We start from the raw sequence: 21,623 nt of genomic DNA, 5'->3' as shown, positions 1-21,623 counted from the left end.
CACTTCCCGCCGGCCCGCACGAACACGGACCGGCGGCCTCCGCTGCGCAAAAAATATGTAGACCAGTCTACTAAGGAGTTGCGTTGACCGATTCCATCGTCTTCGGCGCCGCCGGCTTCATCGGGCGGGCGCTCGTGGCCGAACTGCTCGGCCGGGGCCGCCATGTGGCCGCCGCGGTACGGGGCCCCGCCGAGCCTCTGCTGTCGTGGCTGCGCGCCTCGGGAGCCGACACCGGCCGGCTGACCGTCGTGACCGCCGACATCACCCGCCCCGGCCTCGGCCTGCCCCCGGACGGTCTGCGCGATGTGCGGGACGTCTACAACTGCGCGGCCCGTTTCGCCTTCGGACTCGACCCGGAGCAGGCGCGGGCCGTCAACGTCACCGGAGCGCTGAACGTCCTCGACTGGACCGCGTCGAGGGACTCCGTGCGCCGCCTCGTCCACCTGAGCGGCTACCGCGTCAGCGCCGGAGAGGGCGCGGCCGAGAAGGGCGCGGCCGGAAAGGCCGGCGCCGGGAGGAGAGCCGACGACCCCGGCCGGCTCGGCGCGTACGAGTCCTCCAAGCGCGAGGGCGACACCGCCGTGCGCGTCCGGGCCGCCGAACTGGGTGTGCCCCTGACCATCGCCAACCCGGCCACCGTCATCGGCCCGGGTCAGTTCATCGGCCTCGCCTCGCTGGTCGGCGACCTGTGGCGGGGGAGCCTGCACGCCGTCCCCGGCAACGCCCGCACCTTCCTGCCCGTGGTGACCCTGGAGCATCTGACCCGCTTCCTCGCCACCGTCCCCGAGGATCCCGGAGCCGCGGGAGAGGCCTACTGGATACTCGACGACGACACCCCGAAGCTGCCCGGACTCATCGCGCTCCTGGCCCGGCACACCGGCACGCGGCCGCCCCGGGGCCGCGTGCCCGTGCCCCTGCTGCGCCTGCTGCCCCGCCGCATCACCCGCGCGGACCCCGAGACCCTGTCGTTCCTGTCGGCGGACCGCTACCCGACCCGGTCCGCCACCGCGTTCGCACGCGCCCACGGACTGCGCATACCCCCGGTGGAGGAGGCGCTGCGCGGCTGGGCCGACCACCTGGTCGCCACCCGCTTCGGCGCCGCCGACGCGCCGGCGCGGCCGTACGGCTTCCACCAGGTCGCCGACAGCCGCACCTGGCTCGTGGGAGAGCGCCACCGGCCGGACCACGTACTGCTGCACGGGCTGCCCCTGGACTCCGACTCCTGGACCGAGGTCACCGGGCGCCTCGGCGGACCGGCGCTGGCGGCCGATCTCCCCGGCCTGGGCCGCTCCGGTCCGAGCGGCGAGGGGATGGACGCCTGGCTGACCGGGCTCATGCGGCCCCTGGCCACCCGGCCGCTGCTGACCGCGCACTCCCTGGCCTGCGGCCCCGCACTGCGCTACGTCCGGCGCCACCCCGACCGCGTCCGCGGCCTGGTGCTGATCGCGCCGGCCTTCCTGCGGGAACCTTCCGGCCGCCGAAATCCCCTCCGGCTCAGGGCCTCCGCCCTGCGCCGCGTCACGCCCGCAGACCTCGCCGGGGCCCTGGACGTCCCGCCCGGTCCCGCGATCGACAGCGCGGCGGCCGCCCTCCACCGGCCGCGCGGGGCCGCACGCGTACTCGCGGCGCTGCGCGCCGCCGAGGCCGACCGGGCCTCGCTGCGCCGCGAACTGCGGGACGTGCCCGTCCCCGTCACCCTGGTGGCCGGCGCGGCCGACCCCCTGACCCACCCGTCGCCCCACCCGGTCGTCGCCGTCCCCGGAGCCGGGCACTACCCCCAGCTCACCCACCCCGGCACGGTGGCGCGCGTCCTGGACGAGCGGTTCCGCGCCGCCGCGTAGCGCCCGCCCCCGGCCGGCGTCGGTGGCACCGGCGGGCGACTGAGTCAGTCAAGTCGGCTGCCATACGTTGACTGAGTAAACGCTAGTATGTGACCCTCTTCGGTGGACGAAGGGATACGCTCTCACGGGGTGCGACCCAGTGTGTGCGACGGGTGAGGCGGGGAGGGCCAGTGGGCCTTGAGACGGTCGGCGGGCGGTTCCGGATCACGGGGGCCGTGGGGCGCGGGAACATGGGCGAGGTGCGCCGGGCCGAGGATCTCGACGCCGCCCCGGACTCCCCGCACCGCGAGGTCGCGGTCAAGACGGTGCTGCGCGGCCGGACCGGGATCGCGGTCGACACCTCCGGCTCCGGCAAGGAGATCGACCGCTTCCGCCGCGAGGTGCGCATCATGCGCATGCTCTCCCAGGGCCACCCCAACCTCACCCTGCTGATCGACGGCGGCGTCGACGGCGGCGTGGACGGGGAGCCGGGCGGCAGCGGTCTGCCCTATCTGGCGATGGAGCTGCTGGACGGCCATCCGCTGGCGGACCTGATCGACGAGGAACCCCAGCTGCCGGTCTCCTGGGCCGCCGCGATCGGGGCGCAGATCGCCGCCGGGCTGACCGCCGCGCACACCGCCGGGGTCGTCCACCGCGATCTGAAGCCGGCCAATGTGATGCTGACCGGCGACGGCACCGTCAAGATCCTCGACTTCGGCATGGGATCGATCGTCGACGACCCCGACCAGACGCGGCTGACCAGCACGGGCGTCAGCGTCGGCACGGCCCGCTACATGGCGCCCGAGCAGTTCCGCGCCGAGCGCGTCTCGGCCCCGGCCGACCTGTACGCGCTGGGCTGCATCCTGTACGAGCTGCTGATCGGCCGGCCGCCGTTCTCCGCCCGGACCGCCTTCGAGCTCTCCCGGCAGCATCTGCACGAGCTGCCGCCGCAGCTGGCCCTGGTGCGCCCGGACCTGCCGGCCGGGCTGGTCCGGCTGGTGGACCGCCTGCTGGAGAAGAACGCCGAACTGCGGCCGGAGAACGCCGACGCGGTCCGGGAGACGCTGCTCCCGCTCGCGCTCGCCCCGGATCCCACGGCCGGCCTGCCCGCCCCGCACTGGCGGGCGATGGATCCGGTCGCAAGGCTGCGCGCCCTGCTGCCCGAGCCCGCTCCGGCCGCGCCGGCGCCCGTGCCGCGCAGGCGGCCGCGGCTGCCCGAGACGATGGACGTCTTCGGTATCCACTCCGATCTGATCGGCGAGTACGCGAGCTTCACCAGGAGCGCGACGGTGATCCGGGACGCCCGGATCGAGAACTTCGTCGAGGAGGATCTGGCGAGGAAGTCGCAGTGGCCCGACCCGTGGCTGTCGCTGAACCCGTTCTTCGCCGACGGCGGCCAGGTCACCGACCTGGTGCGCGACGGGGTGCTGCACCCGAAGTGCGCGGAGATCTTCCAGGCCGGCAAGAAGGAGGGCTCGCCCCGCCCGGACGGCCGCCCCCTGACCTTCCACCTCCACCAGCGCGAGGCGATCGAGGCCGCGGCCGCGGGCGACTCCTACGTGCTGACCACCGGCACCGGTTCGGGCAAGTCGCTGGCGTACATCGTCCCGATCGTGCACCGGGTGCTGAAGGAGCGCGAGGCGGCGGGGCCCAAAGCGGGCGGCCGGGTGCGCGCGATCGTGGTCTACCCGATGAACGCGCTGGCCAACTCCCAGCTCGGGGAGCTGGAGAAGTACCTGCGCCACGGTTTCGGCAAGGGCCGCGAGCCGGTCACCTTCGCCCGCTACACCGGCCAGGAGTCCGAGGAGGACCGCCGCGAGCTGCGCCGCGACCCCCCGGACATCCTGCTGACCAACTACGTGATGCTGGAGCTGATGCTGACCCGGCCGGACGACCGCTCCAGCCTGATCCGCATGGCCGAGGGGCTCCAGTTCCTCGTCTTCGACGAGCTGCACACCTACCGGGGCCGGCAGGGCGCGGACGTGGCGTTCCTGATCCGCCGGGTGCGCGAGGCCTGCCGGGCCTCGGCGTCGCTGCAGTGCGTCGGCACCTCCGCGACCATGTCGACCGAAGGCTCCTGGGAGGAGCAGCGGCGCGAGGTGGCGAGGGTCGCCGGGCGGCTGTTCGGCACGGTGGTGCTGCCGGAGCGGGTCATCGGCGAGACGCTGGTGCGGGCCACCGGCGAGGCTCCCGAGACCGTGCCGGCCGAGCGGCTGCGGGTGCCGGCCGCGCCCCGCTCCTACGAGGCGCTGACGAAGGACCCGCTGGCCCGCTGGGTGGAGTCGCGCTTCGGCCTGGAGCCCGAGGAGGGCACGGGGCGGCTGCGCCGCCGCGCCCCGGGCAGGATCGAGCAGGCGGCGGCCGAGCTGGCCGCCTCCTCCGGGGTGGACGGGGAGAGCGTGCGCGAGGCGATCCGCACGACGCTGGAGGCGGGCGCGCAGGCCAAGCACCCGGTGACGGAGCGGCCGCTGTTCGCGTTCCGGCTGCACCAGTTCCTCTCCAAGGGCGACACCGTCTACACCACGCTGGACGATCCGCTCACCCGGCCGCTGACCCGCACCTACCAGCTGGAGCAGCCGGGCAGCGGCGGCAAGCCGCTGTTCCCGCTGTCGTTCTGCCGCGAGTGCGGCCAGGAGTACCTGACGGTGTGGCGCACCGAGGAGGGCGGCTCCTTCCGGTACGAGCCGCGCCGGGACACCTCCGCCTCCGGCGGCCGCGCCGGCGAGGGCTACCTGTACGTGGGCATGCCCGGCCAGGACTACGAGTGGCCGGCCGATCCGCAGAAGGCCGTGGACGACCGGCGGCTGCCGGAGTCGTGGCTGGAGCCGGACGCGCAGGGCGTGATGGTGGTGAAGAAGTCCTACCGGCCCCGGGTGCCCAAGCGCGTCGTGGTGGACGCCCACGGCGCCGAGTCCGGCGACGGCGCGGGCGGGGGCACGGGGGAGGGCACGGGCGGGGGCCTGGTGGCGGCGTTCGTCCCGGCGCCGTTCCTGTTCTGCGTGCACTGCCAGGTCTCCTACGAGCAGACCCGCGGTCAGGACTTCGCCAAGCTGGCCACCCTGGCCCAGGAGGGCCGTTCCTCGGCGACCTCGCTGATCTCGGCGTCGATCGTCAAGTCCCTGCGCGCGGTGCCGCGGGAGAGCCTGGGCAGGGAGGCGCGCAAGCTGCTGACCTTCGTCGACAACCGGCAGGACGCCTCGCTGCAGGCCGGGCACTTCAACGACTTCGCCCAGGTGACCCAGTTGCGCGGCGCCCTGTACCGGGCCGCGGTGCGCGCGGGCGAGGAGGGCCTGCGCCACGACGGTCTGGCCGAGGCCGTCACCGAGGTGATGGGCCTGGCGCCGGGCGAGTACGCCTCCGGCACGGATCTGCCGCCGTCCATGGAGCGCCGGGCGGCGAAGGTCTTCCGAGACGTCGTCGGCTACCGCCTCTACCGCGACCTGGAGCGCGGCTGGCGCATCACCATGCCGAACCTGGAGCAGACGGGCCTGCTGCGCATCGACTACGAGGACCTGGCCTGGATCGCCGCCCGTCCCGAGCGCTGGCAGTCGTCCCACGCGGTGCTGCGCGGCGCCGACCCGGCGCTGCGCGAGGAGGTCGCCCGCACCCTGCTGGACTTCATGCGCCGCGCCCTCGCCATCGACGTGCAGTACTTCCGCGACGACTTCGACGCCTTGCAGCGGGCCAGCGAGGAGCGCCTGACCGGGCCGTGGGTGCTGGGCGACAGCGACCGCCCGGCCGTCGGCACCGCCTACCCGTACGCCTCGCGGCCGGGCATGGAGCGCTCGGCGCTGTTCCTGTCGGCGCGCGGCAAGTTCGGCCGGTATCTGCGGCGGAACATGCCCGAGCTGCGGGACCTCCCCCTGGGCGACGTCCAATGCGTCATCGAGGACCTGCTGAAGGTGCTGCGGGAGGCGGACCTGGTGCGCGAGGTGGAGGCGGCCCCCGAGTACTCCGGCCCGGCCCGCCGCCGCCGGGCGGCGGAGCGGCGCACCGGCTACCGGGTGTCGGCCTCGGCGCTCATCTGGCGGGCCGGGAGCGGTGAGCGGGGCGCGGTCGATCCGCTGGCGCGCACCTACAGCAGCGGCGAGGGCCCGCGGGTGAACCCGTTCTTCCGCGATCTGTACCGCAGTGCGGCGGCCGAGCTGGCCGGACTGTACGCGCGGGAGCACACCGCGCAGGTGGCCCCGGAGGACCGGCTGGAGCGCGAGCGGCGGTTCCGCGAGGCCGAACTGCCGCTGCTGTACTGCTCGCCGACGATGGAGCTGGGCGTGGACATCTCCTCGCTCAACGCGGTGATGATGCGCAACGTGCCGCCGACCCCGGCGAACTACGCGCAGCGCTCGGGCCGGGCCGGCCGCAGCGGCCAGCCGGCGCTGGTGACCACCTACTGCGCCACGGGCAACAGCCACGACCAGTACTACTTCCGCCGCTCCCAGGACATGGTGGCCGGGCAGGTGGCCCCGCCGCGCCTGGACCTGGCCAACGAGGACCTGGTCCGCTCCCATCTGCAGGGCATCTGGCTGGCGGAGACGGGCATGAAGCTGGGCACCGCGATCCCGGACGTCGTGGACGTCGCCTACGACCCCGACGGCGGCGACCGCCCCGACCCCCACATGCCTCTGCCGCTGCACCCCCATGTGCGCGACCTGTCCCTGGACGAGGACGCCCGGTGCCGCGCGGTCGCCACCGCCCGCACCGTACTGGCCCCGCTGATCGCCGACTTCGAGGCCACCACCTGGTGGTACGACGAGTGGATCGAGGACCGTATCGAGCGGGCGCCCGAGCGGTTCGACGCCTCCTTCGACCGCTGGCGGGACCTGTTCCGCGCGGCCGTGATCGACCAGTACGAGCAGAACCGGCGCGTGGTCGACCACACCCTCTCCCCCGGCGAGCAGAGCCGGGCGCGCAGCCGCCGCCGGGAGGCCGAGACGCAGACGAACCTGCTGCTGAACCGCTCGGTGGACAGCAAGTCGGTGATGAGCGACTTCAACCCCTACCGCTATCTGGCCTCCGAGGGCTTCCTGCCCGGCTACAGCTTCCCCCGGCTGCCGCTGGCCGCCTACATCCCGCGTTCGGGCAACCGCCGCAACGCCGACGGGGACTACCTCCAGCGCCCGCGCTTCCTGGCGATCCGCGAGTTCGGCCCCGGCGCGCTCATCTACCACGAGGGCGCCCGCTACCAGGTCACCCGCGTCCAGCTCCCGCCGGACGCCTCGGGCGATCCGGCCACCGCCGAGGCGCGGCGCTGCGACGGCTGCGGCTACCACCACGACGTGCGGGCCGGCTCCGACCTGTGCGCGATGTGCGGCGAGCCGCTGCGGGGCAAGCGCACCGGCCTGCTGCACCTGCACACCGTCTACACCACCCCCCGCGAGCGGATCTCCTCGGACGAGGAGGAGCGCCGCCGGGCCGGTTTCCGCCTGGAGACCTCCTACGCCTTCCAGGACCACGGCGTCCGCAAGGGCCGTCTCACCTCGCACGTCACCGACGCCGACGGCGCGCCCGTCCTCGATGTGGACTACGGCGACTCGGCGACCGTGCGCATCACCAACCTCGGCCGGGTGCGCGACAAGGAGGGCGAGCCGGACGGCTACTGGCTGGACCTGGGCGACGGCCGCTGGCTCAACGACCGGGCCGCCGCCGACGCCATCGAGGGCACCGGCATGCCGGTGGTCGACGAGGAGGGCAACGAGAAGCGCCGCAAGAAGCGGGTGCTGCCGTATGTGGAGGACCGCCGCAACATCCTGGTGGTCACCCTGGACGAGCCGCAGCCCGAGCCGGTGGCCCTGTCGGTGCTGTACGCGCTGGAGCGGGGTGTCGAGGCGGCGTTCGAGCTGGAGGACTCGGAGCTGACGGCGGAGCTGCTGCCGCCGGACGACGGCCCGCGCCGCCGCATGCTGTTCACCGAGGCCGCCGAGGGCGGCGCGGGTGTGCTGCGCCGTATCCAGCACGAGAGGGGCGCGCTGGCGAAGGCCGCCCGCACGGCGCTGGAGATCTGCCACTTCGACCCGGACACCGGCGAGGACCTGGGCGGCCCGGCCGACGGCGAGGAGTGCGCCCGCGGCTGCTACGCCTGCCTGCTGACCTACGGCAACCAGACGCACCACCGCAGGCTGAGCCGGCACTCCGCCCGCCCGCTGCTGCTGCGGCTGGCCCGGGCCCGCACCGAGCGGGAGGACCGGGGCGAGTCTCGCAGCGAGCGGTTCCGCCGCCTCGCCCCGGCCGCCGGAGCCGCCCCCGCCCCCGTCCCCGCGAGCACCGCCCCCTCCTCCCCCACCCCGGCGGAGGCGGACCTGGCGGACCTGGTCACCCGGGGCGACCTGCTGGGCTGGCTGCGCGCCAAGGGCTACCGCCTGCCGGACGAGGCCGGCGCCTTCGTCGGCACGGCGGACGCGCGCCCGGACCTGGTCTTCCACGTGGAGGACGTCCACCTGGCCGTGTTCGTCGACCTCCCCGGCCACCCGGCCGACCCCACCCGCGACGCCGACGCCGAGGACCGCCTGGTGGAGGCCGGCTGGGAGGTGGTGCGCTTCCCCGCGGACACGGACGCCGACTGGGACGCCGTCGTCGACGACCACGCCTCCTACCTCCGCCTGCGCTGACCGCCCGCCCCGAACCACCCGCCCCGCACCCCGACTTCCCGACATGTCGACTCCCAGAAACCGAGAGACCCCATGAGCCTCACGTACACGGCCGGTTCGCTGGTCGCCGCCCGCGGCCGCGAGTGGGTGGTGCTGCCCGAGAGCGCCCCCGACATGCTGGTGCTGCGCCCGCTGGGCGGGAGCGAGGACGACGTCGCGGCCGTCTTCCCCTCCTTCGAGGAGGTGCGCCCGGCCGAGTTCGCCGCGCCGAGCCCGGACGATCTGGGCGACCAGCGCGCCGCCGGTCTGCTGCGCACGGCGCTGCGCATCGGCTTCCGGTCGGGCGCGGGTCCGTTCCGCTCGCTGGCGTCGATCGCGGTGGAGCCGCGCGCCTACCAGCTGGTGCCGCTGCTGATGGCGCTGCGGCAGCGCACCGTGCGGCTGCTGATCTCCGACGACGTCGGCATCGGCAAGACGGTCGAGGCGGGTCTGATCGCCAGGGAGCTGCTGGCGCAGGGCGAGGCGTCCGGGCTGGCGGTGCTGTGCTCCCCGGCGCTGGCCGAGCAGTGGCAGGGCGAGCTGCGGGAGAAGTTCGGCATCGACGCCGAGCTGGTGCTGGCCTCCACGGTCTCGCGGCTGGAGCGCGGTCTGGAGCTGGGCCAGTCGCTGTTCGACCGGCATCCGTTCACGATCATCTCCACGGATTTCATCAAGTCCACCCGCCACCGCGAGGACTTCGTCCGCCACTGCCCCGACCTGGTGATCGTGGACGAGGCGCACACCTGCGTGGCCGCCGACGACGCCGCGCGGGGCGGCGCGTCCGCCGCCGGCCAGCTCCGCTACGAGCTGCTGCGCAGGGTCTCGGCCGACGCCGACCGCCATCTGCTGCTGCTGACGGCCACCCCGCACTCGGGCAAGGAGTCCGCCTTCCGCAACCTGCTGGGCCTGGTGCGCCCCGAACTGGCGACGCTGGACCTGGAGACGGCGGCCGGGCGGGCGAGGCTGGCCGAGCACTTCGTGGCCCGCAAGCGCGCGGACGTGCGCAGCTACCTCACCCGCGAGGACGGCCTGGCCGACGACTCCCTGGCCGAGCGCACCGCCTTCCCCTCCGACCGCTGGACCAAGGACGAGCCCTACCGGCTCACCCCCGCCTACCGGGCGCTGCTGGACGACGCCATCGCCTACGCCCGCGACCGCGTCGAGCGGGCCGGGGAGCAGGGCCGCCGGGAGGCCCGTATCGCCTGGTGGTCGGTGATCGCGCTGCTGCGTTCGATGGTCTCCTCCCCGGCCGCCGCCGCGCAGACGCTCAAGACCCGCTCGGAGTCCGCCGCCGCGCGCACCGCACACGAGGCGGATGTGCTGGGCGCCCCGGTCGCCGCCGACTCCGCCGAGATGGACCGCCTGGAGGGCATGGACGTGGCCCCCGGCGCGGCCGAGTCCGAGGACGCCGGCGCCCGCCTGCTGGAACTGGCCGAGCGTGCCGGGCAGTTGACCGGCCCCGCCGAGGACGCCAAGCTCAAGGCGCTCACCCGGCATCTGAAGGGCCTGCTCGCCGAGGGCTACCACCCCATCGTCTTCTGCCGCTACATCCCCACCGCCGAGTACCTGGCCGAGCAGCTGGAGGGCAAGCTGGGGAAGAAGACGCGGATCGCCGCCGTCACCGGCACCCTCTCCCCGCAGCAGCGCATCGAGCGCATCGAGCAGCTCGCCGCCGAGGCGGCCGAGACCGCGCGCTCCGGCGACGACCCGGCCGTACGCCGGGTGCTGATCGCCACCGACTGCCTGTCCGAGGGCGTCAACCTCCAGCACCACTTCGACGCCGTCGTCCACTACGACCTGGCCTGGAACCCCACCCGCCACGACCAGCGCGAGGGCCGCGTCGACCGCTACGGCCAGCGCCGCGACCAGGTCCGCGTCATCACCATGTACGGCGAGGACAACGGCATCGACGGCAAGGTGCTGGAGGTGCTGTTCGCCAAGCACCGGCAGATCAAGAAGGACCTGGGCATCTCCGTCTCCGTGCCCGACGAGACCGCCTCCGGCGTCACCGACGCCGTGGTGGAGTGGCTGCTGCTGCACGGGCGGCAGGGCAGTCAGGAGAGCCTGTTCGAGATGGACGGCCACCAGGAGTCCTTCGAGCGCGTCGAGCGCGAGTGGAACTCGGCCGCCGAACGGGAGAGGACCTCCCGCTCCAAGTACGCCCAGCGCGCCATCCACCCCGAGGAGGTGGCCCGCGAGGTCGCCGCCGTACGGGCCGCGCTCGGCGGGGCCGGGGAGGTCCGCGAGTTCGCCCTGGAGGCGCTGCGCGACCTGGACGCGCTGGTGCGCGCCGCGACATCCGCCGGGCGCGACGGCGGCGACTTCACCGCCCAGGTCGGCGGCACCCCGGCGGGCCTGCGCGACGCGCTCGCCGCGACGCTGGGCGGCCGGCTGGTGGAGGAGGACCGCGAGATCCCCTTCCGCTCCTCCCCCGCGATCGCCCGCGGCGAGGCCGCCCTGGTGCGCACCGACCCGGCGATCGGCGCCATCGCCTCCTACGTCCTGGACTCCGCCCTGGACACCAACGCCCCCGGCCCCCGCCCGGCCCGCCGCTGCGGCGTGGTCACCACCGACGCGGTCGCCACCCGCACCACGCTGCTGCTGGTGCGCTACCGCTTCCACCTCACCCTGCCCTCCCGCAACGGCGAGCGGCAGCTGGTGGCCGAGGACGCCCGCCTGCTGGCGTACGAGGGCCTGCCGCAGCGCGCCCGCTGGCTGGAGGACGAGGCGGCCACCGCCCTGCTGGACGCCCGCGCCACCGCCAACACCCACGAGCAGCGGGCCCGCAACCAGATCACCCGCGACCTGGACGCCCTGCCGGAGCTGGCCGGCCACCTGGCCGAGTACGGCAGGCGCCTGGCCGCCGAACTCGACGCCTCCCACCGCCGCGTGCGCAAGGCCAACGAGGAGATCGTGCGCGGCCTGAAGGTCGTGCCCCAGGAGCCCGCCGACGTGCTGGGCGTGTACGTCTACCTGCCGCCCGCCGCCCCCGCTGCCTCCGCACCCGCCGCCTCTACCGCCTCCGGAGCCGAAGCCTGATGTCCGCCGCCGCCACCCGCACCGCCCTGGCCTTCACCGCCGTCACCACGGTCGGCGGACTGCTCCCCGCCGACATGCTGCTGCGCATCGCCGAGGCGCGGAACCTGCCGGGCACCAGGTCCGCCGACTACGGCCTGCCCTCCTCCGTCCCCGTGCGCGACGAGGCCGAGCGCGCCTGGGAGTACCTCAAGCCGCTGTGGCGCGAACTGCGCGCCGCCCTGCCCTCCGACCCGGCCACGGGCACGCCCGCCGCCGACCCCACCGGCCGGGCCGGCTCCGACTGGCTCTCCCAGCTCTTCCGCAAGCTGGACTTCGGCGCGCTCACCGAGATCGGCGCGGCGGGCGTCGCCGCCGACTCCGACCCCGACAAGCGCTTCCCCGTCTCCCACCGCCACGGCCCGGCCCTGGTCCACCTCATCCCCTGGAACCAGGAGCTGGACAAGCGCCCGGCGGCCGGGCAGGTCCCGGCGCAGTCGATGCTCCAGGACTGCCTCAACCGCACCGAGGCCCACCTGTGGGCCGTCCTCACCAACGGCCGCCGCCTGCGCCTGCTGCGCGACTCCTCGTCCTTCGCCACCGCCGCCTACGTCGACTTCGACCTGGAGGCGATCTTCGACGGCGAGCTGTTCAGCGAGTTCGTGCTGCTGTACTGCGTGCTGCACGCCTCCCGCTTCGAGGTCCCCGAGGGCGCCGCGCCCTCCGGGTGCTGGCTGGAGAAGTGGCGCACCGAGGCCGTCACCTCCGGCGCCCGCGCACTGGACCAGCTCCGCCTGGGCGTGCAGAACGCGCTGACGGTGCTGGGCACCGGCTTCCTGCGCCACCCGGAGAACACCGGGCTGCGCGAGGACACCGACCCGAAGGCGCTGCGGGACGCCCTGCTGCGCCTGGTCTACCGCCTGCTGTTCGTCTTCGTCGCCGAGGACCGCGACGCCCTGCTCGACCCGGCCGCCGGTGAGCGGCAGCGGGCTGCGTACGAGCGGTACTTCTCCTCCGCCCGGCTGCGCGAGCGCGCCCGCCGCCGCCAGGGCACGGCCCACGGCGACCAGTACGAGGCGCTGCGCATCGTCCTGGACGCCCTCGGCACGGAAGGCGGCCGTCCCGAGCTGGGCCTGCCCGGCCTGGGCGGGCTGTTCTCCCGCACCGAGGCCGACGCGCCGCTGGACGGACTGAAGCTGTCCAACGAGTCGCTGCTCGCCGCCGTCCGCCACCTCGCCCAGGTCCGCGACCCCGGCGCGCGCCGCTGGCGCGCGGTCGACTACCGCCACCTGGACGCCGAGGAGCTGGGCTCGGTCTACGAGTCGCTGCTGGAGCTGGAGCCCAAGCACTCCGCTGCGGACCGCACCTTCGAACTGATCGAGGTCGCGGGCAACAGCCGCAAGACGACCGGCAGTTACTACACCCCGTCCTCGCTCATCGAATGCCTGCTGGACACGACGCTGGATCCGGTCATAGACGACGCCGTCAAGCGCGGCGAGCGGCGCGCCGCCGAGGCCGGCCGCCCCGACCCGGCCGAGGACATCGTCGGTGAACTGCTCTCCCTGACCGTCTGCGACCCCGCCTGCGGGTCGGGGCACTTCCTGGTCGCCTCCGCCCGCCGCATCGCCAAGCGCGTGGCCTCGGTGCGCGAGCGCAACCCGGAGCCGACGGTCGACGCCGTGCGCCACGCCCTGCACGAGGTCGTCGCCCGCTGCATCTACGGCGTGGACCTCAACCCGATGGCCGTCGAGCTTGCCAAGGTCTCGCTGTGGCTGGAGGCCCTGGAGCCGGGCAAGGCGCTCGGGTTCCTCGACGCCCACGTCAAGCACGGCAACGGCCTGATCGGCTCGACGCCGAAGCTGCTGGCGGACGGCGTCCCGGACGACGCGTTCAAGCCCATCGAGGGCGACGAGAAGAAGTACGCGGCGGCCCTCGTCAAGCGCAACCGGGCCCAGCGCTCCGGGCAGGACGAGCTGACCTTCGACACGGAGACGCTGCCCGGCAACGACCGCTACGCCGCCGAACTGACCCGCATCGTCACCGCCCCGGCCGACAAGCTGGAGCAGGTCCGGGCCCAGGAGAACGCCTACCGGGCGTACGTGGAGTCCACGTCGTACGTGCAGGACCTGCACGCCGCCGACGCCTGGTGCGCGGCCTTCGTCTGGCCCAAGCGCGAGGGCGCCCCCGAGGCCCCGACCGACCAGGTGTTCCGCGCCCTGCGCGGCCGCGACCAGTCGGCCGTGCCGGACTCCACGCACGCCGAGATCCTGCGCCTGCGCGACCAGTACCGCTTCTTCCACTGGCACCTGGAGTTCCCCGAGGTCTTCGCCGTCCCCGAGTCGGGCGCCGGCGTCCAGCCGGAGACCGGCTGGGCCGGCGGTTTCGACGCGGTCGTGGGCAACCCGCCGTGGGAGCGGGTCAAGCTCCAGGAGCAGGAGTTCTTCGCCCAGCGCGACCCGCGCATCGCCGAGGCCAAGAACGCGGCAGCCCGTAAGAAGCTCATCGCCGCACTGGCCAACGACCCGGACGGGACGCGCCTGTTCGCCGAGTTCGGCGCCGCCAAGCGCCGCGCGGAGGGCGAGAGCCACTTCCTGCGCATGAGCAACCGCTTCCCGCTGACGGGGCGTGGTGACATCAATACGTATGCGGTCTTCGCGGAGACAGACCGTGCGCTCACGGGTCCGGGTGGCCGAACCGGCGTGATCGTTCCGACCGGGATCGCCACGGACGCGACGACACAGTTCTTCTTCAAGGATCTGGTCACGAAGGGGAACTTGGTCGCGCTCTACGGTTTCGAGAACGAGGAGAAAATCTTCCCCGGCGTTGACCACCGCGTGAACTTCGCCTTGTTCTGCATGGCGGGATCTGGTTCACCCGACTCCCCGATCTCCATCGCTTTCCGGGTCCGCCATGTGGCAGAGATCGCCGAGCGCGCCTACACCCTGACCGGCCGCGACATCCAGCTCCTCAACCCGAACACCGGAACGTGCCCTGTCTTCCGTAGTCGCCGCGACGCCGAGATCACCCTGGGCATCTATCGCCGTGTCCCGGTACTGGTCGAAGAGGCCAAGGAGGAGGCAGGAAACCCATGGGGCATCTCCTTCATGACCATGTTCCATATGTCCAACGACTCCCACCTCTTCCGCCCCGACGCCCAGAACGGGGAAACCTTCGACGACCTCCTGAAAGAAGGCTGGGAGCTGGACGGCAACGTGCTGGTGCGCGGCGAGGAGCACCTGCTGCCACTCTACGAGGCGAAGATGCTCCACCACTACGACCACCGATTCTCCACGTATGAGGGCGCCACGGAAAAGCAGCTCGCAGTGGGCACGTTGCCGCGCCTTACCTCCGACCAGCATCAGGACCCGTACACCGCTCCACTGCCTCGCTACTGGGTTCCCGATCAGGACACACCTAACAGAAAAGTCGACAAGCAGGGCAGAGAGCAAAAAGATCCCGGCGTTTCCTCGCGCCTGACCGAAAAAGGCTGGTCCCGTGAATGGGTTATTGGATTCCGTAAGATTTGTCGAGCCTCAGATGAGCGAACCCTGATCTCCTTCGCATTCCCGAAGGGAGGCCTCGGCGACTCCGGGAACATCATGATCCCAAGTCACCCCACTGCGCCGCCATTCACCTTCTACGCAAATTCGATCAGCATCGCACTGGACTATATTCTTCGACAGAAGCTGGGCGGAACAAATCTGAACTTTTTCCAACTTGCACAACTCCCCTTCTTGCCCCCCTCCGTCGCTGAATCGCACTCCCCCTTCATCCGCTCACGCCTCCTCGAACTCACCTACACTGCAAACGACATGCGCCCCTTCGCCCAGGACCTCAGCGACACAGGAGCGCCGTTCCGCTGGGACGAGGACCGTCGCGCCGTAATCCGTGCCGAGTTGGACGCACTCTTCTTCCACCTGTACGGGATCAATCGCGACGATTCCGAGTACATCCTCGACACTTTCAACGTCACGCGCGACAACGACATCAAGGCGCACGGCGAGTACCGCACCAAGCGGCTGATCCTCGCCGAGTACGACCGGATGGCCGCCGCCGGCCTGACGCTGGAGAACCCGCTCACCGAGGGCGAGTCCGGCACGTACCGCTCCACCCTCACTCCGCCGCCCGGCCAGGGACCCCGGCACGGTTGATCTGCCGATTCCTGGGTGGTCACGCCTGCGGCCACCCAGGAGCGGCTGACCTCACGCAAGGAACAGCACCACGTGGTACGCAGAAGCCAGACCAGCAACCCGCGCTCAACCGTCGTCCTGACCTCGGGTGCGGACTGGGGTGCCCGCGCCGCGTCCCAGCGGCGCAGCAGCGGAGCCGAGTCCCCCATGCCCCGTCGGCAGCCCGCGAAGATCAAAGCCTTGCAGCAGACCATCGAGGTGGCCCGCACGGCGATCAACAAGAAGCGCTGGCCGCAGGCACGTTACGCGCTCAGCCGAGCGCGGGCCCTCGTCAACGCCCTTCCCGCCAACCTGGTCACTCAGGAACGCGAACAGCTCTCGCAGCTCCGCAAGAAGTACGCAGCGCGTGACACGCCGGCCGCGAGGAACGGCAAGAAGCCGCAGCCGAAGCCCACCGCACGTGCGGGTGGCAAGAAGTCGGCCGCGAAGACCACTGCGAAAAAGGTCACGACGAAGGCCGCACAGGTTCCGAAGCCCGCGCCCGTTCGCGACCTTGGCAACCGCTACATCAACCGCACGGCCCTCGGCTACGGCTCTACGGACGAAGCCACGCAGTGAAGGTGTGCCGTCCGCCGCGCCGGATGCTGGCGCGGCGGACGGCACACCCCGAAGTCGTTCAGCGCTCCGACGCGAAGCGCACGAACCGGGTCCAGCCCTCGCGGCCGACCTTGAAGGCGGGGCGGGCCAGGTCCTTGGAGTCGCGTACGTGGACGGCCTGTTCGGCGACCGCGACCTCCACGCAGTCGTCGCCCTGGCTGCCGCTGTAGCTGGACTTGAACCAGTCGAGTTCCGTCGTACCGCTGTTCACAGCTCTCCTCGCAGTCGCTCCAGCAGGGCCCGGGATTCGTCGGGGCTCAGGGCCTGCGAGCGCAGTGTTTCATAGCGCTGGCAGAGCAGCCGCATCTCTTTTCGGTCCGAGATCAGCCGTCCGTTCTGCTGCCCCTCGGAGTACCCGAGCCACCGTCCCTCCGGAGTCTCCAGGATGCGAGTCGGTCCGTCCAGGCATGCGTGCAGCCCCGCCTCCAGCGGCACGACCTGGAACGTCACGTTGCGTGGGGCGGTGAGTTCGAGGACGTGGTCCAGCAGCTCGCGCATCATCTCCGCGTCACCGAACCGCCGCCGGAACACGTGCTCCTCGACGATGAAGCTGAACGGGACGGTCGGCCGCTCCCGCATCATCCGCTGCCGGTCCATCCGGGCGGCGAGTTGGTCCTCCAGCTCCTCGTCGGTGCGCAGCGGGATGGTGCCCTCGAACACCGCCCGCGCGTACGCCTCCGACTGCAACAAGCCCGGCACCAGCCGGCACTCGTAGGTCGACAGGCTCACCGCCTTCCGCTCCAGCCTCGCCCACTGGCGAAACCAGGCGGCGAGCCCAATCTCACCCCGCGTGAGGTGGCGGGCGGCCTTGCGCAGGGCGCCGGTGTTGCCGAGGGCGAGTTCCGCGCGTTCCACGAACGCCCGGTCGGGCATCCGGCGTCCCAGCTCCACCGAGGCCACCGTGTGCTTGGAGTACCGCACCCAGGTGCCGAGTTCGGCGCGGCTGAGGCCCGCGTGCTCGCGCAGCGCCTGGACGACCGCACCGAAGGTGCGCATGCTGTCCGAGGGGTGCGGTTCCCGGTCCCACTCCCGCTCCGGGCCCGAGCGCTCCTCGTCGCCCGCGGCCTCCCGCCCGGCCTCGTCCCCGTCGCCGGTCCCGGCCCCGGTCCCGGCTCCGGTCTCGTCGTCGGCCTCGTCCCCGGCTCCGACTTCGCCCTCGACTTCGAACCCGACCTCGACCCCGACCCCGGCCCTGTCGACGTTGTCCATCCGCCGCCCTCTCCGCTTGCTCCGTGCTGAGTGCCTGGACCGCGACGGCTACCGAAAGCGCTCGCGGCCAACACTCAGCGTGACGGAATGCCTCCCGCGCCGTCCACCGAAGTGCTCGTACGCTCACCCCGCGTACGCGGTCCCGCACTCGTTCACGCCCCCCACGCGCCCCCACCTCGCCCCGCACGCCCCCGGCAACACCGCATCCCGGACCGCTCCCCCGCCGATGACGAGGTGCGTCCACGGCGGAACCGCCGCAGCGCCATGAGCGGCGCCGGACACGTTCTCGCCCGGGCTGGTGGGCGGCTGCCCGCTCGCGGTGAGGAACCCGGTTGCGGGGCAGCCGGTTGTGGCTCAGCGGAGGGCTTGGGCAATGCGATGCCTGAGGCGTTCGTCGTGGAGGTTCTCCACCTCGCGCCAGGCGGCTGCACTGACCTCTTCTGTCTGCAGTTCGCCGATTCCGGCCGTGGTGCGGAAGAGGAAGCGGAAGTCGAAGTGCCGGTGGGCGGGCTCGCCCTTGGCGGGGTTGGCGTCGATGGGGTGGACATCGATGTGGAGCGGAATCTCGCCGTGCGGGGTGACGACGTGGGGCGGGATGCCGGTCTCCTCGGTGAGTTCGCGGCCGGCGGCCTGCAGGAGCGTCTCGTCCGAGGGCTCGAGGTGGCCGCCGGGCAGAAGCCACTTCCCGGTCGCGTTGTGGAGGACGTGCAGGACACGGCCGTCGGGGCCGACGAGGATCGCGCCGGCCGTGGCATGACCGGGCAGGGTCTTGCGGCTGGTGAGGTCGCCGCCGCCGTCGATCAGATCGAGGACGGCGCCGAGTTCGCGCTTGTCCCCGGGGTGTTCTTCGAGGTAGGCGGCGATGGTGGTGCGGATGTGCTCTGCCGTGATGGCCAAGGTGATCACCTGTTGAAGTAGGAGAGCCAGGTCGCCGCGATGGCTTCGCGGTCGGATGCGGGGACCTCGTGGATTCCGGGAGTGAGGTCGCCGCGGGTGAGCATCCTGATCGCGGCGAGGATCTCGGCCTGGACCAGGAAGATGAACGGCCCGACGCTGGCGCCATGGATGAAGTTGACGGCGTTGCCGCCGTTCGCCAGATAGAAGTAGTGGCCCGTTGTCTGGTAGCGGGTGACGTGGTCGCCGACCTGGGTGCGGGTGTAGACGTCGGGGAGTCCGGCGAGGTCGAGCTCGTCCTCGCTGGAGGTGACGGTGGCGACGTAGGCGCCGTTTCGCAGGTGGGAGAAGTCCTCACCGCGCAGGGAGACGGCGCCGGTCGCGCAGAGCACCAGGCCGGCCCCGGTCAGGGCGGCCTCACGGTCGCGGGCGACGGTGAACCCCTGGGACAGTGCCTGGGTGCGGCGGACCGGGTCGATGTCGAAGACGGTGACCTGGACGCCCTTGGCGTGCAGAAGCCTGGCGATCGAGCTGCCGAGCTTGCCGAAGCCGATCACCAGTGCCGGGCGGCCGTGGAGAATATCGCCCCGGTCCCGCATGACGGCCTCGGTGGAGAAGACCACGGACTGGCCGACGAGGAAGTCCTCGGGGTCCTTCAGTGGTGAGCGGGCCACGGAGATGACGGGGCAGGGGGTTTTGTCGAGGTCCTCGTAGCGGCGGTGCCCGTTCTCGGTGTCCTCGATCACCCCGGCGAGACGGCCGGTGAAGCGGCTGTGGACCTCTGTGAGGCTCGGTGCGAAGTAGCCGCCGACGTCCAGCAGGCAGACCGTCTCGCCCGCGGCCCGGGACTCCAAGTAGTCCAGGGCGGTGCCCTGGTCCGTGAACAGGTCGCGGGTGAGGGTGTCGACCGGGACCGTCTGCTCGACCTCGCGTTTCGCGGCCACGTGGACGGACTTCGGCTTGGGCAGCACCGCTGCCAGCCGGGTCATCGCGGCGACGGCGCGGACGAACGAGGGACGCTCGGCCAGCAGATGGGTGATCAGGAACGATGCGGTCTGCTCGCCCGGCGCGAACCGGGCGGCGATCCGGGCGAAGTAGGCGTCCAGCCGGGCGCGTTCGAAGGTCTCCATGGCGGTTCCCTCTCATCCTTATCCGTCCAGGGCCGTGCGGGAAGAACCGGGTTCAACGGGTACGGGCGTCCAGGTAGCGGCCGGCCGGCTGCGGGCGAGGTGTACGGGCGGGATCCTCCTTCACTGCTGCCGAAGGGAGCCCGGTCTCCGCCCGGCGACTTCAACGACCGTACGGAGAAAGTGAGTTGCACCTCAAAGAAATTGCGGGGAATTGCGGAATGTCACCCGAGCGAGCCGATCGCCGCGTTGACCAGGGCGCGAGCGGCGCCGCCGTGGACGGCCATCTTCATCAGCTCCCCGAACGCCTTGCGGTAGTCGGCGAGTTCGCTGGGCCGCACCACGTTGATCTCGGCTGTGAGGGTTTCCACGACACTGCGTGTGCCGTCATGGAGGTAGAACGCCTCCAGCGGCCACATGGTCCGGCGTGCGCCGAAAGGTATGACGCCCAAGGAGACGGAAGGAAGCGGCATCACGGTCAGCAGATGCCTCAGCTGTCCGGCCATCGTCTCGGTGTCGCCGACGCGGTAGCGCAGGACGGACTCCTCCATGAGCACGACGAACCGGTGCCCGCCCTCGTACAGGAACCGGCTCCGGGCGACGCGGGCCGCGACGGCCTCGGAGACGTCGTCGGGAGTGCCCTGGAAGTCGGTGATGGCCTGCATCAGGGCCGTGGCGTAGGCGGGGGTCTGGAAGAAACCGGGCACGACGTTGGAGACGTAGGCGCGGGTGACGCCGGTCTGCGCGTAGAGATCGTAGAAGTCCTCCTGGGTCCTGCGCATGCCGGTCCGGTGGCTCCTGCGCCACTCGACGTACATCGAGTCGACGGTGCGGGCCGTGGCGATCAGGTCCTCGGCCTGGTCGACGGCGTCGCAGGCGGCGCACCAGGCGCGGATGTCCACGTCGGTGGGCTGGACCTCGCCCTTCTGGATGCGGGTGGTCTTCGCGGGGTGCCAGCCGCACCGGGCGGACAGTTCCTTCCCGGTGAGGCCGGCGTCCTTGCGGAGGTGCGTCAGGCGGACGGCAAGCGCCTCGCGGGCCGCCTGGGCACTGGAGGAGGGGGAAGCGGGCATCGGTGCGCGTAATGCTCAGACGGTGTACTTCTCGTGGTCGACGGCACGCTCCCACACGGCCTCGAAAGCGTCGGAGCAGAGCTTGACCACGGCGGGATCCTCACTGAACTCCTTGGGCGGAACCGCCCAGTCCCCGTCTCCCGTGAAGATGTTGAACTGCACCAGGCGGTCGTCGAACAGCCAGAAGTCGGCTCCGGGCAGGGCGATGTCCACGGCCCGCCGGCGGGGCAGCCAGCGCACCAGCTCACCCGCCCCGATGTTCAGCGGGGTGGCGGCGTGCTCCCACCGGATGTAGTCCGTCACGGGCTCGGAGACGATCCGGGCCCGGCGCATCACCACACCACGGCCGACGGCCTCCCGCACCAGGCCCAGCCACTGGGGCCACCACCGCGCCGTCGGGTCCAGGTCGACGTGGCCGGTGCGCTTGAAATGCTCGAACTCCTCGACCTCGTCACCGACGCCGTACGCATCGCGCATCTCCAGGTGCACCGCGCTGCGGCACGTACCGGACAGCAGCTCAGCGAAGCTCGGCACGCCGCTCCGCGACATCACACGCCTCCCTCAGAATCGGCACCATGCGGGCGGGGACGCGGATCACCGTCTCATGGGCGGGGATTCCCACCGAGTGACCGGTGACCCACTGAGTGCCTCCGATCAGCGCCTCCAGCGCTTCCTCGGCCCTGACGCCCTGGAGGACCAGGTCGGCCGTCTCCTCCTCCACCCACACCGTCGGTGACCCCTCGCCCCCGGTATTCGGATCGATCCCGATGAACTGTAGATCCACAGCGTCCTCCCGGGCCAAGTCGGTTGCGCATTCTTGCGTGCGACGCTCCCGAAGGGGATGAGAGCCGTCAAGGGGCGTCACAGGCCCAGCGCGACGTTGGCTCGAACCCACCGGCTCCCAGGCCGGAAGGCCGCCGGGGCACGGGGGCGCGGATCACCGGCGCAACACGCGCCCCTGACACCGCGCGTGGCCACATCCCCTCTCCGATGCAGCTTGCCGGGATGATGGGCTGCTTGTCCTCGAACAGGCCACGAAAACAGCCGCGCGGTACGGACTCGTGCACCAACTGCG

12 protein-coding genes are annotated in these 21,623 nt (G+C 72.1%); 5 read left to right on the top strand and 7 right to left on the bottom strand.

The genetic code is table 11. The features are described from left to right. The first annotated feature begins 83 nt into the window (after positions 1 to 83). The 5 genes from BM237_RS15855 to BM237_RS15835 all read left to right on the top strand — a co-directional run bounded on the left by BM237_RS15855 (position 84) and on the right by BM237_RS15835 (position 16,206). Positions 84 to 1,841: an alpha/beta fold hydrolase gene (locus BM237_RS15855; protein WP_093850312.1), complete on the top strand. Its 1,758-nt coding sequence runs from the start codon at positions 84 to 86 to the stop codon at positions 1,839 to 1,841. Positions 1,842 to 2,011: 170 nt separating this feature from the next. Beyond that, positions 2,012 to 8,425, top strand: a complete 6,414-nt coding sequence (locus BM237_RS15850; RefSeq protein ID WP_093850311.1) for a protein kinase domain-containing protein — start codon at positions 2,012 to 2,014, stop codon at positions 8,423 to 8,425. Positions 8,426 to 8,497: 72 nt separating this feature from the next. Further along, positions 8,498 to 11,482 (top strand): DEAD/DEAH box helicase, encoded by a 2,985-nt coding sequence (locus BM237_RS15845; protein ID WP_093850310.1) that lies wholly within the window; start codon positions 8,498 to 8,500, stop codon positions 11,480 to 11,482. Then, the gene (locus tag BM237_RS15840) at positions 11,482 to 15,609 is read left to right on the top strand and encodes an Eco57I restriction-modification methylase domain-containing protein (protein ID WP_093850309.1); all 4,128 of its coding nucleotides are present in this window, start codon (positions 11,482 to 11,484) and stop codon (positions 15,607 to 15,609) included. The genes BM237_RS15845 and BM237_RS15840 overlap by 1 nt, the downstream gene beginning before the upstream one ends. A 15-nt stretch (positions 15,610 to 15,624) precedes the next feature. After that, the gene (locus BM237_RS15835) at positions 15,625 to 16,206 is read left to right on the top strand and encodes a hypothetical protein (RefSeq protein WP_245793654.1); all 582 of its coding nucleotides are present in this window, start codon (positions 15,625 to 15,627) and stop codon (positions 16,204 to 16,206) included. Between the two features lie 58 nt (positions 16,207 to 16,264). Here the strand turns inward: BM237_RS15835 and BM237_RS15830 are convergent, their stop codons facing one another. The 7 genes from BM237_RS15830 to BM237_RS15800 form a co-directional block, all read right to left on the bottom strand. Further along, positions 16,265 to 16,456, bottom strand: coding sequence for a DUF397 domain-containing protein (locus tag BM237_RS15830; RefSeq protein WP_093850308.1), 192 nt, complete (start codon positions 16,454 to 16,456; stop codon positions 16,265 to 16,267). After that, positions 16,453 to 17,454, bottom strand: a complete 1,002-nt coding sequence (locus BM237_RS15825) for a helix-turn-helix domain-containing protein (protein ID WP_093850307.1) — start codon at positions 17,452 to 17,454, stop codon at positions 16,453 to 16,455. Before BM237_RS15825 ends, BM237_RS15830 begins: the two co-directional genes overlap by 4 nt. A 354-nt stretch (positions 17,455 to 17,808) precedes the next feature. Further along, a complete protein-coding gene (locus tag BM237_RS15820) occupies positions 17,809 to 18,360 on the bottom strand; it encodes an NUDIX hydrolase (protein ID WP_342746239.1) in 552 nt (183 codons plus the stop codon). Continuing rightward, the gene (locus BM237_RS15815) at positions 18,357 to 19,478 is read right to left on the bottom strand and encodes an adenosylhomocysteinase (RefSeq protein ID WP_093850306.1); all 1,122 of its coding nucleotides are present in this window, start codon (positions 19,476 to 19,478) and stop codon (positions 18,357 to 18,359) included. Before BM237_RS15815 ends, BM237_RS15820 begins: the two co-directional genes overlap by 4 nt. A gap of 221 nt (positions 19,479 to 19,699) precedes the next feature. Beyond that, a complete protein-coding gene (locus BM237_RS15810) occupies positions 19,700 to 20,548 on the bottom strand; it encodes a helix-turn-helix domain-containing protein (protein WP_093850305.1) in 849 nt (282 codons plus the stop codon). Positions 20,549 to 20,563: 15 nt separating this feature from the next. Beyond that, a complete protein-coding gene (locus BM237_RS15805) occupies positions 20,564 to 21,097 on the bottom strand; it encodes a DUF6879 family protein (protein ID WP_093850304.1) in 534 nt (177 codons plus the stop codon). Further along, on the bottom strand, positions 21,066 to 21,332 hold the full coding sequence (locus BM237_RS15800; protein WP_093850303.1) for a hypothetical protein: 267 nt from the start codon (positions 21,330 to 21,332) through the stop codon (positions 21,066 to 21,068). Before BM237_RS15800 ends, BM237_RS15805 begins: the two co-directional genes overlap by 32 nt. Positions 21,333 to 21,623 lie beyond the last annotated feature (291 nt).

Origin of the sequence: Streptomyces mangrovi (genome assembly GCF_900114215.1) — a bacterium.
Classification (GTDB): domain Bacteria; phylum Actinomycetota; class Actinomycetes; order Streptomycetales; family Streptomycetaceae; genus Streptomyces; species Streptomyces barkulensis.
The sequence above is the reverse complement of the archived record's forward strand: the minus strand, read 5'-3'. Positions and strand labels throughout refer to the sequence as shown.